The organism is Pseudomonas sp. PDM20, from assembly GCF_014852575.3.
Lineage (GTDB): Bacteria > Pseudomonadota > Gammaproteobacteria > Pseudomonadales > Pseudomonadaceae > Pseudomonas.
The window spans coordinates 5,870,691-5,884,689 of record NZ_CM181224.1; the positions used below are offsets into that span (position 1 = coordinate 5,870,691).

Sequence of the window (13,999 nt, forward strand, 5' to 3'; positions counted from 1 at the left end):
ACCGGAAAGTTGAGGGAGTGACGACACGCGCGAGTCTCTCGCAGGTTCCGCGCGGAAAACGTCCGGGCGCCATTAACCTGCACAAGCGCCCGTAGATACCACAGGGGCCGTCAAGAAGATGTCAAAACCGGCCACGGCAGAAGCAAAACGGCCCGCAAAGCTATGCTCGGCGGGCCGTGAATGCTGCGATCACGAGGATCGACCTAGAAGCGGTAGACCTCGACATCGGTGCGGATCGGTACCACCAGCGGGATCTTCGGACCTTCTTCCTTGGGCTTGGCCGCCTGCTCGGTATTGGCCACTGCCGGCTTGCGCGGCGGCGCGGCCTGCTGCTCGGCAACCGCTGCGGCGACCGGACGCACGTCTCGGGCCAGTTGCACGGACAGCTTGCGCAGCAGGTCGCCCTGCGCGCGCACCTGGTCCTGCACGCTACCCGAATGCGCCTCTTCCTCGCGGAAGACACGGCTGTCGCGCAGTTCACCCTTCGGGTCGAGCAGACGCCAGCGCGCCTCCAGCACCGCCGGCTCCTTGGGGCCGGAGTCCAGGCGGCTGATGGTCAGCATGACCTGGACCTGCGGGGTGAAGCCGGGCTTCTCCGGGAACAGCGCCAGGCGGGTGCTGTCCAGCTCGCCCGAGAGCAGGCGCATCAGCTGCTGGCTGACGTTGGTCTCGAGACTGCCGGCCCAGCGGGCTTCGGTAGACAGGTTGAGGATTCCGTCAGCCTGACGCTGGACCATGGTCTCGCGTTTCAGGTAATCGGCCAGGGAGACCGGACCGAGGAGCACGGCGACACCGTTGTCCCGCTCCGGAACCGGAACGGCACCCGCATCCAGCTGGTACAGCTGGGTCGGTCGATTCACCGTACAACCCGCCAGCCCGAGGAGGCTGACGAGGGAAAGATAGGCCAAGGCGCGCAAAGCGCTCATCTGGATCACCGTCATTCGCCGAATATCGGCGCTACTTCCAACAAAACCAATATTACTTCAGGCAACGCGCCGCGGCGCCGGTTACCCAAAGGGACGTATCATCCCTTAACCGGCGCCTCAGCTCCAGAGGCAGAATGTATCGAGCCGCGTTTCAATCCTGAGACAGCGATTCTACCAGCAAGGCGTCCACTCGCTGGAAACCGCGTGGCAGTTTGTTGCCCCGACGGCCCCTTTCGCCCTTGTAGTGCTCCAGGTCGTCACCCTTGAGCGAGAGCGTCCGCTTGCCGGCCTGCAGCACCAGAGTCGCGCCCGTCGGAAGAACGGCGAGGTCGGTGAGGTACTCCTCGCGGCTGGCCACGCGGTCGCCCGGCACGCTGATGATCTTGTTGCCCTTGCCCTTGGCCAGCTGCGGCAGGTCGGAGACCTTGAACAGCAACAGGCGGCCTTCAGTGGTGACCGCGGCGATCCAGTCCTGTTCCAGGTCATTTACCGGGCGCGGCGCCATGACCTGCGCGCCGTTGGGCAGGCTGAGCAGCGCCTTGCCGGCCTTGTTCTTGGCCTGCATGTCCTCGCCCTTGGCGACGAAGCCGTAGCCGGCGTCGGAGGCCAGCACGTACAGCGCGCTGTCCTCTGGCAGCAGCACACGGTCGAAGCTGGCACCCGGCGGCGGCGTCAGGCGACCGGTGAGCGGCTCACCCTGGCCACGGGCGGACGGCAGGCTGTGGGCCGCCAGCGAATAGCTGCGGCCGGTGGAGTCGATGAACACCGCGTACTGGTTCGAACGGCCCGGCGCGGCCACCTTGAAGCCGTCGCCGGCCTTGTAGGACAGGCCGGTGGCGTCGATGTCGTGGCCCTTGGCGCAACGCACCCAGCCTTTCTCGGACAGCACCACGGTCACCGGCTCGGTCGGCATCAGCTCGGTTTCCGACAGGGCGCGGGCTTCGGCGCGGGCGACGATGGGCGAACGGCGGTTGTCACCGTAGGTCTCGGCGTCGGCCAGCAGTTCGTCGCGCACCAGTTTGCGCAGCTTGGCGTTGGAACCCAGGATGGCCAGTAGCTTGGCGCGCTCCTTGGCCAGCTCGTCCTGCTCGCCGCGGATCTTCATCTCTTCCAGGCGTGCCAGCTGACGCAGGCGAGTGTCGAGGATGTAGTCGGCCTGCAGCTCGGAGAGCTCGAAGCGCTGCATCAGGACCGGCTTGGGCTGGTCCTCGGTACGGATGATGTGGATGACTTCGTCGAGGTTGAGGAAGGCGACCAGCAAGCCTTCCAACAGGTGCAGGCGCTTCTCGACCTTGTCCAGGCGGAACTGCAGGCGGCGGCGCACGGTGTCGGTGCGGTAGGTCAGCCACTCGCTCAGCACCTGGCGCAGGTCCTTGACCTGGGGTTTGCCGTCCAGGCCGATGACGTTCATGTTCACCCGGTACGAGCTTTCCAGGTCGGTGGTGGCGAACAGGTGGGTCATCAGCTCTTCGGCGTCCACGCGGTTGGAGCGCGGGATGATGACGATGCGGGTCGGGTTCTCGTGGTCCGACTCGTCGCGCAGGTCGGCCACCATCGGCAGCTTCTTGGCCTGCATCTGCCCTGCGATCTGCTCCAGCACCTTGGCCCCGGAGACCTGGTGCGGCAGCGCGGTGACCACGATATCGCCGTCCTCGACGCGGTATACGGCGCGCATGCGCACCGAGCCACGGCCGGTTTCGTAGATCTTCTGCAGGTCGGCGCGCGGGGTGATGATTTCCGCTTCGGTGGGGAAATCCGGGCCCTGCACATGTTCCATCAGGTCGACGATGGTCGCCTGCGGCTCATCCAGCAGGCGGATGCAGGCAGCGGCCACTTCGCGCAGGTTGTGCGGCGGAATGTCGGTGGCCATGCCCACGGCGATGCCGGTGGTGCCGTTGAGCAGCAGGTTCGGCAGGCGCGCCGGCAGCACGGCCGGCTCGTCCAGGGTGCCGTCGAAGTTCGGCACCCAGTCCGCGGTGCCCTGGCCCAGTTCGGACAGCAGGGTCTCGGCGTAGCGCGACAGCCGGGCCTCGGTGTAGCGCATGGCGGCGAAGGACTTCGGATCGTCCGGCGCACCCCAGTTGCCCTGGCCGTCCACCAGCGGGTAGCGGTAGGAGAACGGCTGCGCCATCAGCACCATGGCTTCGTAGCACGCCGAGTCGCCATGGGGGTGGTATTTACCCAGCACGTCACCGACGGTACGCGCCGACTTCTTGTGCTTGGAGTCGGCGTCCAGGCCCAGTTCGCTCATGGCGTAGACTATGCGCCGCTGCACGGGCTTGAGACCGTCGCCGATGTGCGGCAGGGCGCGGTCCATGATCACGTACATGGAGTAGTTCAGGTAAGCCTGTTCGGTGAAGTCGGCCAGTGACCGGCGCTCCACGCCCTCCAGACTCAGATCGAGGGTTTCGCTCATGCGTGCCTCACGGTGTAGATCGCTGGCGCAGCACCAGGGTGCCGTCCTGCTGGGTGAAATCCAGTTGTCTGAGTGCGCTCATGCCGAGCAGCACCTCGTCGCCCTCCATGCCCGGCGCAATCAGCGCCGGCACATCGGTCAGGCGGATGTCGCCAAGCTGCAGGCTGGGCAGGCGCGTGCGCCAGCCCTGACTGCGGCCGTTGGCGGTGTCCAGGGTCACCGGCAAGCCACGCGGCAGGCCGAGGCGATCGGCCAGGCGCTGCGGCAGGGCCACCTGGGTGGCGCCGGTGTCGAGCATGAAGGTCACCGTCTCGCTGCCGATCCTGCCGTCCACCACATAGTGGCCGGCGCGATTGCCGATCAGCCGCACTTCCACGTAGCCGTCGCCGCGGGTCGACTGCGGCTGCGGATTGGGGTTGTGCTGACGGGTTTCCCAGGCACCGAAATAGCGGGTGGCCAGCAGGATGCCCGCGCCCCAGGCGAGGAACATCATGATCTTGCCGATCCGCTTGCCCGGCGCCGCGTCGTTCATTTGCCACCGAGCCAGCCGCCGGCCGGCGCCGCGAAGCGCAGCACGTAGGGGCGTCCGTCACCGTCGGCGCGGGCGTGCTCGCCGTTGTCCAGGCCGATCCAGGCACCCTGGTCGTCGAGGATCAGCGCTTCGGCCACGCCGTAAGGCAGGTCGTAGCGCCGTTCCGGGGCCAGCGCACCGGCGGCGAAGGACCAGCAAAGCTCCTGCGCGCCGGTCTTGGCATCGCGGCGGCAGATCTGGTGCGCCAGGCGTTCCAGGGTGAACAGCTTGTCCTTGTACAGCGCGAGATCGGAGAAATCGATCGGCAGCGCGCGCTCGGCGCCCAGCTCCGGCGGCGGCAGCGCGGTGCCGCCTTCGCTGAGCATCACGCAGTTGCCATCGCACTTCCAGGTGCCGTTCTCGTTATGCACCTTGAGTAGGCCGCGACGCTGACGCTCGGCGGCCAGCCACAGCTGCTTGCCGTCGGCGCTGATGGCGATGCCTTCGTAGAGCGCATTGAATTCCATCAGCAGGCCACTGGCGCGAGCCTGGCGCAGCAGGTTCTGCGGCAACGGCAGCCAGCTCGGCTCGCCAACGGCGGGCAGCAGCAGGACGGCGGCATAGCCCTCGCTGACCACATAGCGGTTGCCCGCCTGGTCGCAGCTGATGCCTTCGAAGTCCATGGCGCCGCCGCGCAACAGGCCGCCAATGCTGACCCGCGCGCGTGTGCCCCAGGACAGGCCGCTTTCCGGCGTGCCCGGCACCACGAAGGGTTCGGCGGTGGCCTGCCAGGCCTTGCCCGGCGTTTCGTCGATCAGCAGGCGATAGAGGCGGTCGTCATCGCGGTCGGAGACCGTCCACATCTCGTTGCCGCACAGCGCGAGCCCGGAGAGGTTGCCGCTGGGCATGCCTTCCACCGGATGTTCCGCGACGAACTGCAGCGACGCTGGCGCCATGGGCGTGGCGAGCGGCGCGGCAGCCTTGGCAGCCTGTTCGGGTGCCTGGGCGGCCACGGCGGGGCCGGCGCAAAGGCCCGCGATCAGACAGGAGCAGGCCAACAACCAGCGCATCAGGCGATGTCCGCCAGGTTGCCCTTGGTTTCCAGCCAGGACTTGCGGTCGCCGGCGCGTTTCTTGGCCAGCAGCATGTCCATCATTTCCACGGTGCCCTCGGTGTCTTCCAGGGTCAGCTGGACCAGGCGACGGGTGTTCGGGTCCATGGTGGTTTCGCGCAGCTGCGGCGGGTTCATCTCGCCCAGGCCCTTGAATCGGGTGACCTGCGGCTTGCCACGGCGCTTCTCGGCGGCAAGGCGGTCGAGGATGCCATCGCGCTCGGCTTCGTCCAGGGCGTAGAAGACTTCCTTGCCCAGGTCGATACGGAACAGCGGCGGCATGGCGACGTAGACGTGGCCGGCTTCCACCAGCGGGCGGAAGTGACGGACGAACAGCGCGCACAGCAGGGTGGCGATGTGCAGGCCGTCGGAGTCGGCGTCGGCGAGGATGCAGATCTTGCCGTAGCGCAGCTGGCTCAGGTCGGCCGCCCCCGGATCGACGCCGATGGCCACGGCGATGTCGTGGACTTCCTGGCTGGCGAGCACTTCGCCGCCGTCCACCTCCCAGGTGTTCAGGATCTTCCCGCGCAGCGGCATGATCGCCTGGAATTCCTTGTCCCGCGCCTGCTTGGCCGAGCCGCCGGCGGAGTCGCCCTCCACCAGGAACAGCTCGGAACGCATCGGGTCCTGCCCCGCGCAGTCAGCAAGCTTGCCGGGCAGCGCCGGGCCCTGGGTGATCTTCTTGCGCTCGACCTTCTTGCCCGCCTTGAGGCGACGGCCGGCGTTGCTGATAGCCAGCTCGGCCAGCTGCAGGCCCAGCTCGGGGTGGGCGTTGAGCCACAGGCTGAAGGCATCCTTGACCACTCCGGAGACGAACGCGGCGGCCTCGCGGGAGGACAGGCGCTCCTTGGTCTGGCCGGAGAACTGCGGCTCCTGCATCTTCATCGAGAGGACGAAGGCGATACGCTCCCAGACGTCTTCCGGGGCCAGCTTCACGCCGCGCGGCAGCAGGTTGCGGAATTCGCAGAACTCGCGCATCGCGTCCAGCAGGCCCTGGCGCAGGCCGTTGACGTGGGTGCCGCCCTGGGCAGTGGGGATCAGGTTGACGTAGCTTTCCTGCAGAGATTCGCCGCCCTCGGGCAGCCACAGCAGGGCCCAGTCCACCGCTTCCTTGTTGCCGGCCAGCGAGCCGCAGAACGGCTCGTCGGGCAGGCGCAGGTTCTCGGAAACCGAGTCGACCAGGTAGGAGCGCAGGCCGTCCTCGTAGTGCCACTCGATGCGTTCGCCGGTGGACTTGTCCTCGAAGCTGACCAGCAGGCCCGGGCACAGCACGGCCTTGGCCTTGAGCACGTGCTTGAGGCGGCTGACGGAGAACTTGTGCGAGTCGAAGTACTTGGCGTCCGGCCAGAAATGCACGCTGGTGCCGGTGTTGCGCTTGCCGACGGTGCCGACGACCTCGAGGTCGCTGGACTTGAAGCCGTCGGCGAAGGTCATGCGGTATTCGTTGCCGTCACGCTTGACCCGCACCTCGACCAGGGTCGACAGCGCGTTCACCACCGAGATGCCCACGCCGTGCAGGCCGCCGGAGAACTGGTAGTTCTTGTTGGAGAACTTGCCGCCGGCGTGCAGCTTGGTGAGGATCAGCTCGACGCCGGGCACGCCCTCTTCAGGGTGGATATCCACCGGCATGCCGCGGCCGTCGTCGATCACTTCCAGCGAGTTGTCCTCGTGGAGGATCACCTGCACGCTCTTGGCGTGGCCGGCGAGGGCTTCGTCGACGCTGTTGTCGATGACTTCCTGGGCCAGGTGGTTGGGCCGCGAGGTGTCGGTATACATGCCCGGGCGCTTGCGCACCGGGTCGAGGCCGGAGAGAACCTCGATGGCGTCTGCGTTATAGGCGTTCTGCTGGGCCATGGGGTTCCTGCTTAATCAGTCGAAGAGGTGATGGCTTCAAAGTCGGAGAAATCCACGTCGCGCCATTGGCTGGACGGCACCCCGGCAAAGGCCAGGAGCGCCGGCAGATGGCTGACGAAGCGCTGGAAGCCGTGGTCGCCGCCGGACTCGATGCGCAACGCGCCGGCGCGGTAGTAGCGCTCGGCGGCGCGGTAGTCGAGGGTTTCGTCGGCGGTCTGCAGCCACACCTGGTAGCGCGAGCCGTCGGCGGGCGCGGGGACTTCCAGTTCCGCCAGCGCGGCGACGTGGTCCAGGGTCAGTTCCCAGGTCTCGCCGCTGTAATAGTTGGTCTGCGGGCCGAGCTGGCCGTCGAACAGCCGGTGCGGTGCCACCGCCGGGTTGATCAGCACAGCCTTCAGTCCATGGCGCTCGGCCAGGTACGTCGCGTAGTAACCGCCCAGGGAGCTGCCGATCAGCAGCGGCTGGCCCAGTTCGGCGATGGCGGCTTCCAGTTGCGCCAAAGCCTTGCGCGGATGGTGATGCAGCGCGGGCACGCGCAGTTGCTCGGCCAGGCCCAGGCGCTCCATGGCGGCCGTGAACTGGCGCGCCTTCTGCGAGCCGGGCGAACTGTTGAAGCCGTGGATATAGAGGAATGCGGTCATGGGCCGGGAGGCTACAAGCTGCAAGTGGCATGCCGCAAGTGGGTCAGCGTCGCAAGGCGTTCGAAGCGTGACCGATCAATAGCCCTTGATGCTGTAGTCGACTTCAAACTCGATGTCGGTCACTCGCGAAACGCCGGTCTGCACTTCGCCATCCGCCATCAGCCGCAACCAGCGGTAGCCCGGCGCCGGGCTGTCGACGCAGAAGTCCTCGCTGCCCGGGGTGAACTGCACACAGGTCGACGGCGAGGCCAGCAGGCGCACGTCGCCGCGCATGCGATCGATCTCCTGGTGCACATGCCCCCAGAGCAGGCAGCGCACGTTCGGATAGCGGTCGATTACGGCGAACAACCGTTCCGGGTTGTAGATGCCGATGCGGTCCATCCACTGGCTGCCGATGGACACCGGGTGGTGGTGGAAGCTGATCAGCAGGTGCTTGTCCGGCGCGGCCTGGATGGCGCACTCCAGCAGTTGTATCTGCTCGACGGTCATCTGCCCCGGCACCGCGCCGGGAATGGTGGAGTCCAGCAGGATCACCCGCCAGGCGCCCAGGTCGATCACCGGGTCGAGCAGGTCGGTGCCGGCGGCGGCTTCGCGCATCGGCTCCATTTCGTCGTGATTGCCGGGGAACCAGCGGGTCGCTGCGTCGATCGGCGCGGTGATGTCGCGGAAGCGCTGGTAGGACTCGACCGAGCCATCCTGGGAGAGATCACCCGTGGCCAGCACCAGGTCGATTACCGGTTGCTCCTCGCCCACCAGGCGAACCACCTGGGTCAGGCTGTCGGCGGTATCCATGCCCAGCAGCCGGCCATTCTCCTGCGCGAACAGGTGGCTGTCGGAAAGCTGGACGACCAGGACGGAATCGGAAGCGGTGGGCTGGGTGGGCAAAACGCCTTCTCCTGTGAGGCGGGCGTGCGGGAATTCGTGACGAAGTATGGTGACAGGCGCCCCCCTGAGCAAACCGGGAAAGCGTCACAGATCACAGTTAGGGACACGAGTCTGCGATGGGCGGGCAGGATATCACGCACAACCATATCACATGGCCATCATCGTGATTTCAGCGTTGCAGCACCGGTTCCAGCTCGTGACCGCAGGACAGGCAGTGGCTCAGCCATTCGCCGAGGAACTGGTTGAGCTGGTTCTTCTCGTCCGGCTGGTGCATCGCCTGGTTCGGGTAGGGGTAGATCGCCAGCAGGCGGCGCGCCTGCTCGGCGCCGACCACTTCGGCCATGCGTGCATCGTGGTACACCCGCACTTCCAGCTTGGGCGCCGGCAGCCAGGGCAGGCCCAGCTCCTGGCGCACCTGCAGCACGGTGGTGTAGGGGCAGGCTTCGATCACGTCCAGCGCCAGCACGCCGAGCAGGCGCTCGCCTTCGCTGAGCGCCACGCGGCGCGAGACCTGGGCCTCGCGCATTTCCGGCAACAGGCGCATCAGGCGCAAGTAGTTCGCCTCGCAGGTCGCCTGCAGACCCGCCAGGTCGACGCGATAGCGCTCGCGCAACAGATTCACACCCATAACCCCCTTACCTCGGCGCGATTGAGCGCCAGCCATTGCAGGGCGAGCATGCTCGCCGCGTTGTTGATGCGGCCGTCACGTACGGCCTGCAGTGCTTCCTCGAACGGCATGACATGGACGCGGATGTCCTCGCCCTCTTCCTCCAGCCCGTGGATGCCCGAGGCATTGCTGCTGTCGCAGCGGCCGACGAACAGGTGCACCAGTTCGTTGCTGCCACCGGGCGACGGCAGGTACTGGGCAATCGGCCAGAGCGCGCCGAGGGTCAGGCCAGCCTCTTCCACCGCTTCGCGGCGGGCGACTTCCTCGGGCTCCTCGTCCTTGTCGATCAGCCCTGCCACCAGTTCCATCAGCCAGGGATTGACCCCGGCGTCCATGGCGCCGACGCGGAACTGCTCGATCAGCACCACTTCATCGCGCTGCGGATCGTAGGGCAGCACACACACGGCATCGTGGCGCACGAACAACTCGCGCTTGAGCACCGGGCCCATACCGCCGGCGAACTGGCGATGCCGCAGGTGCAGGCGGTCGACCTTGTAGAAGCCCTTGAAGCACTGCTCGCGCTTCTGGATCTCGATGTCCTGGGGGCCTGGTTTGAACGTTTCCGACATCCCGTTCCTACTCCCGTTCCTACTGACAGTGCATTGAACTTCGCGCCATCCTATCGCGCCGCCGAAGGCGACGCAGCCTCTTTCGCGGGCGGCCGGACGGCCAGATTGGCTGTGACCGCCGCACGCAGCCGGGGTTCGCAAAGTGGTTCATAATCAACCGCCGAACCGGCAGCGCCGATGGCGGTCGAACCACTCCATTGCCGGCGAAAGTCCACGACAAGGAATCCCATGCGACTTCTGAAACTAGCAGCCCTGTGCGGCATCAGCCTGTTATTGGGGGCATGCCAGGGTCTGTTCAAGCCCGCGCTCGACGAACCGCTGGCCGCGCAGCACACCGCCTTCGAACACCCCAAACCCGGTTGCCAGGGCGAGCAGTGCCCGCTGTTCAACCTCGACACCCTCAGCTTCGACGACGAGCCGGCGCTCAACGAGGCGATCAACACGCAACTGCTGCAACTGGCCCGCGACGGCGACGGCGCGGCGCCCGCCAGCCTGGACGTCTACGAGAAGCGCTTCCTCGATTCGGCCCAGCCCGGCTGGAGCTCCTACCTGCAAGCGAAGATCCGCGAACAGCATGACGGTCTGGTGATCATCGAGCTGTCCAGCTATCGCTTCACCGGCGGCGAGTACGGCCAGCCCGGCCGCGCGTTCATCAATTATGATCGACGCATCCACAAGGTGCTCACCCTCCAGGACATTCTTCTGCCCGGCCAGGAGGACAACTTCTGGAAGGTGGCGCGCATGGCGCACCAGGCGTGGATCCTGCAGAACAAGCTGGACGAGCAGGACCCGAACTTCTCGAAGGACTGGCCGTTCCAGCCGACCGAGCACTTCGCCCTGACCTTCGGCGCGATGACGCTCAAGTACGACATCGACCGCATCGCCCCGCATTCGGTCGGGCACCCGGAGCTGAAGATTCCGTATCCGCGCCTGAATGGCATCGTGAAGACCTACTACTTCCCGGGGCGTGGGGCGCAGTAACTCTCGATCAGAGTAGTCTGAGAGCCATCGCGGATTCGTCCGCGATTCACCGACTGCTCAGGAGCGTTCCAGGTCGCGGGCATGGCCCGCTCCTACAGTTGGCCGCGGAGCAATGGCTCAGCTTTTGTAGGAGCGGGCCATGCCCGCGAACAGCATCACGCCGAAGCCGGCACCCTGGCACCAACGCGCCCCAGCAGCAGCTGCAGCACACCGGCCACGACCAGCGCCGGCAGGGTCGCGCCCAGGTCCGGCTGGTAGTTCGCCAGCAGGTGATACACCACCACGCCACCGCCCCAGGCGACCAGCGAACCCCAGCGCAGGCCATGGGCAATCGCGGCCGGCGCGCGGCGGCGCAGGACGAAGTGGTCGATCAGCACTACGCCGAACAGCGGGGCGAACACCGAGCCGATCAGCAGCAGGAAGTTCTGGTATTGCGCAAGCGGTGCGAACCAGGCGATCAGGGTGCAGATCACGCCGATGGCCAGGGCCAGCAGCTCGACCTTGAGCGGCAGCAGGATGCCGCTGGAAACCGCCGCCGAGTGGATGTCGGCGAAGGCCTTTTCCGACTCGTCCAGCAGGATCAGCAGCAGCGGGATGCCCATGCCGGCGCCGGCCAGAGCCAGCAGCAGCGCATTGGCGTCAGTGCCCTGGGCGAACGCCAGGGTGTAGGCCACGCCCAGCCCCATCAGCCAGAAGCAGCCGATGAAGAAGCCCAGCGCAGCGCCGGTGAAGGTCTGCCCGGCGCGCTTGCCGAAGCGCGAGTAGTCGGCGATCAGCGGTAGCCACGACAGCGGCATGGCGATGGCGATGTCGAAACCCACGGCGAAGGACAGCGAGCCGTCGCCGGCCTTGGCCCAGAGTGCGGCCAGGTCGGCGCGCTGGAACAGGTCGACGGTCAGCCAGACGCACGCCGCGAGCAGCAGCCAGATGCCCCAGCGGCGCAGCACCTTGCGCACGAAGGCGAGCGGGCCGGCAACCGCCAGCAGGGTCGCCAGCGCACCGAATACCAGCGTCCAGAGGGCCGGATTGGTCCACAGGCTGCCTTCGCCGAAGGCACGGGTCGCCAGCAGGCTGGCGGCGTCGCGCATGACGATGATCTCGAAGGCGCCCCAGCCGATCAGCTGCATCAGGTTCAGCAGCGCTGGCAGCGCGGCGCCGTGGCTGCCCAGGCTGAGCTTGAGCGACGCCATGGCGGACAGGCCGGTGTCGGTGCCGATCACCCCGGCGCTGGCCAGCAGCAGCACGCCGACCAGGGTGCCGAGCAGGATTGCACCGAGTGCGCCGGCCAGGCCCAGGCCCGGCGCCAGCAGGGCGCCGGTCTGCAGCACCATCAGGCCGATGCCCAGGGAGAACCAGAGGGAAAACAGGTCGCGCAGGCCGAGCACGCGCTGGGCGCTGCCCACGGCGGAGGTCGGTGAATAGTCGATGGCGGTAGTGGTCACGATGCGTGCAGGGCTCAGTGTGGTTGAGTGGGTCTTGTTCTTGGGATGGAGCGAAAACGCCCGGCTCCGCGAAGAGCCGGGCGCGGGTGTCACACCTGCTTGTAGATCACCGAACCTTCGTCCTTGAAGCGCGCGGCCTGCTCCTGGAAGCCGGCCTCGATGGCTTTCTGCTCATCGGTGAGGCCGTTTTCCTTGGCGTAGTCGCGGACTTCCTGGGTGATCTTCATGGAGCAGAACTTCGGCCCGCACATGGAGCAGAAGTGCGCCACCTTGGCCGAGTCCTTGGGCAGGGTCTCGTCGTGGAAGGCGCGGGCAGTGTCCGGGTCCAGGCCGAGGTTGAACTGGTCCTCCCAGCGGAACTCGAAGCGCGCCTTGGACAGCGCGTTGTCGCGGATCTGCGCGCCCGGATGGCCCTTGGCAAGGTCGGCGGCGTGCGCGGCGATCTTGTAGGTGATGATGCCGGTCTTCACGTCATCCTTGTTCGGCAGGCCCAGGTGCTCCTTGGGCGTGACGTAGCAGAGCATGGCGCAGCCGAACCAGCCGATCATCGCCGCACCGATGCCCGAGGTGATGTGGTCGTAGCCCGGCGCGATGTCGGTGGTCAGCGGGCCGAGGGTGTAGAACGGCGCCTCGTCGCAGCACTCCAGCTGCTTGTCCATGTTCTCCTTGATCAGGTGCATCGGCACGTGGCCGGGACCCTCGATCAGCACCTGGACGTCATGCTTCCAGGCGATCCGGGTCAGCTCGCCCAAGGTCTCCAGCTCGCCGAACTGCGCGGCGTCGTTGGCATCGGCCACCGAGCCCGGACGCAGGCCGTCGCCCAGCGAGAAGCTGACGTCGTAGGCCTTCATGATCTGGCAGATTTCCTCGAAGTGGGTGTAGAGGAAATTCTCCTGGTGATGGGCCAGGCACCACTTGGCCATGATCGAGCCGCCACGGGAGACGATGCCGGTGACGCGCTTGGCGGTCAGCGGCACGTAGCGCAGCAGCACGCCAGCGTGAATGGTGAAATAGTCCACGCCCTGCTCGGCCTGTTCGATCAGGGTGTCACGGAATATTTCCCAGGTCAGGTCCTCGGCGACGCCGTTGACCTTCTCCAGCGCCTGGTAGATCGGCACGGTGCCGATGGGTACCGGGCTGTTGCGCAGGATCCACTCGCGGGTCTCGTGGATGTGCTTGCCGGTGGACAGGTCCATCACCGTGTCGGCGCCCCAGCGGATACCCCAGGTGAGCTTCTCCACTTCTTCCTCGATGGAGGAACCCAGCGCGCTGTTGCCGATGTTGCCGTTGATCTTCACCAGGAAGTTGCGGCCGATGATCATCGGTTCCAGTTCGATGTGGTTGATGTTCGCCGGGATGATCGCGCGGCCGCGGGCCACTTCCTCGCGGACGAACTCGGGGGTGATTTCCTTGGGAATGCTCGCCCCGAAGCTCTGCCCCGGATGCTGGGCGTCCAGCAGGCCGGCGGCGCGGGCTTCCTGCAGCTTCATGTTCTCGCGGATGGCGATGTATTCCATCTCCGGCGTGATGATGCCCTGGCGCGCGTAGTGCATCTGCGTGACGTTGCCGCCGGCCTTGGCGCGGCGCGGGGTGCGCACGTGGGCGAAGCGCAGGGCGTCGAGGCTGGCATCGGCCAGGCGCGACTGGCCGAACTCGGAGGTCAGGCCGGGAAGGATTTCAGTGTCGCCGCGCTCGTCGATCCAGCGCGAGCGCACATCCGGCAGGCCCTTGCGCAGGTCGATGCGTACGTCCGGGTCGGTGTAGGGACCGGAGGTGTCGTAGACCATCACCGGGGCGTTCTTCTCGCCACCGAAGGCGGTCGGAGTGTCGGCGAGGGAGATTTCCCGCACCGGGACGCGGATGTCCGGGCGCGAGCCGGTCAGGTAGACCTTCTTCGAATTCGGAAAGGGCTGGGTCGACTGGCGGTCCAGCTGTTCAAGGCGGGTGACGTTGTTTTTCTGGGTGCTCATCCTGGCTCTCCTGGGGTTGATTGCCG

At 66.6% G+C, this 13,999-nt stretch carries 12 protein-coding genes; 1 reads left to right on the forward strand and 11 read right to left on the reverse strand.

The features are described 5' to 3' along the window. Positions 1 to 203: 203 nt before the first annotated feature. From IB261_RS27080 to IB261_RS27120, 9 genes are all read right to left on the reverse strand, one after another. A complete protein-coding gene (locus IB261_RS27080) occupies positions 204 to 926 on the reverse strand; it encodes a PqiC family protein (RefSeq protein WP_081515787.1) in 723 nt (240 codons plus the stop codon). Positions 927 to 1,077: 151 nt separating this feature from the next. Then, positions 1,078 to 3,342: a DNA topoisomerase IV subunit A gene (parC, locus tag IB261_RS27085; protein ID WP_081515511.1), complete on the reverse strand. Its 2,265-nt coding sequence runs from the start codon at positions 3,340 to 3,342 to the stop codon at positions 1,078 to 1,080. Between the two features lie 7 nt (positions 3,343 to 3,349). Continuing rightward, complete coding sequence (locus IB261_RS27090; protein ID WP_081515510.1) at positions 3,350 to 3,874, reverse strand: retropepsin-like aspartic protease family protein; 525 nt, start codon at positions 3,872 to 3,874, stop codon at positions 3,350 to 3,352. Next, on the reverse strand, positions 3,871 to 4,923 hold the full coding sequence (locus IB261_RS27095) for an esterase-like activity of phytase family protein (RefSeq protein WP_151188504.1): 1,053 nt from the start codon (positions 4,921 to 4,923) through the stop codon (positions 3,871 to 3,873). The genes IB261_RS27090 and IB261_RS27095 overlap by 4 nt, the downstream gene beginning before the upstream one ends. Then, on the reverse strand, positions 4,923 to 6,818 hold the full coding sequence (parE, locus tag IB261_RS27100; protein WP_081515508.1) for a DNA topoisomerase IV subunit B: 1,896 nt from the start codon (positions 6,816 to 6,818) through the stop codon (positions 4,923 to 4,925). Before parE ends, IB261_RS27095 begins: the two co-directional genes overlap by 1 nt. Positions 6,819 to 6,829: 11 nt before the next feature. After that, positions 6,830 to 7,459, reverse strand: coding sequence for a YqiA/YcfP family alpha/beta fold hydrolase (locus IB261_RS27105; RefSeq protein WP_081515507.1), 630 nt, complete (start codon positions 7,457 to 7,459; stop codon positions 6,830 to 6,832). A gap of 75 nt (positions 7,460 to 7,534) precedes the next feature. After that, positions 7,535 to 8,344 carry a 3',5'-cyclic-AMP phosphodiesterase gene (gene cpdA / locus IB261_RS27110; protein WP_151188506.1) on the reverse strand — a complete coding sequence of 270 codons (810 nt, stop codon included), beginning with the start codon at positions 8,342 to 8,344 and terminating at the stop codon, positions 7,535 to 7,537. 169 nt (positions 8,345 to 8,513) lie between these two features. Continuing rightward, on the reverse strand, positions 8,514 to 8,972 hold the full coding sequence (locus IB261_RS27115; RefSeq protein ID WP_045216166.1) for a DUF1249 domain-containing protein: 459 nt from the start codon (positions 8,970 to 8,972) through the stop codon (positions 8,514 to 8,516). Continuing rightward, complete coding sequence (locus IB261_RS27120) at positions 8,963 to 9,580, reverse strand: NUDIX domain-containing protein (protein ID WP_017520423.1); 618 nt, start codon at positions 9,578 to 9,580, stop codon at positions 8,963 to 8,965. The genes IB261_RS27115 and IB261_RS27120 overlap by 10 nt, the downstream gene beginning before the upstream one ends. Positions 9,581 to 9,808: 228 nt before the next feature. Here IB261_RS27120 and IB261_RS27125 point away from each other — a divergent pair, with 228 nt between their 5' ends. Next, positions 9,809 to 10,561, forward strand: coding sequence for an RsiV family protein (locus tag IB261_RS27125; RefSeq protein ID WP_192383726.1), 753 nt, complete (start codon positions 9,809 to 9,811; stop codon positions 10,559 to 10,561). A gap of 155 nt (positions 10,562 to 10,716) precedes the next feature. Here IB261_RS27125 and cytX read toward each other — a convergent pair whose 3' ends face one another. Together cytX and thiC are read right to left on the reverse strand one after the other, a co-directional pair. Next, positions 10,717 to 12,003 carry a putative hydroxymethylpyrimidine transporter CytX gene (gene cytX, locus IB261_RS27130; RefSeq protein ID WP_192383725.1) on the reverse strand — a complete coding sequence of 429 codons (1,287 nt, stop codon included), beginning with the start codon at positions 12,001 to 12,003 and terminating at the stop codon, positions 10,717 to 10,719. Between the two features lie 89 nt (positions 12,004 to 12,092). Continuing rightward, on the reverse strand, positions 12,093 to 13,973 hold the full coding sequence (gene thiC / locus IB261_RS27135) for a phosphomethylpyrimidine synthase ThiC (RefSeq protein ID WP_081515502.1): 1,881 nt from the start codon (positions 13,971 to 13,973) through the stop codon (positions 12,093 to 12,095). Between the last annotated feature and the right edge of the window lie 26 nt (positions 13,974 to 13,999).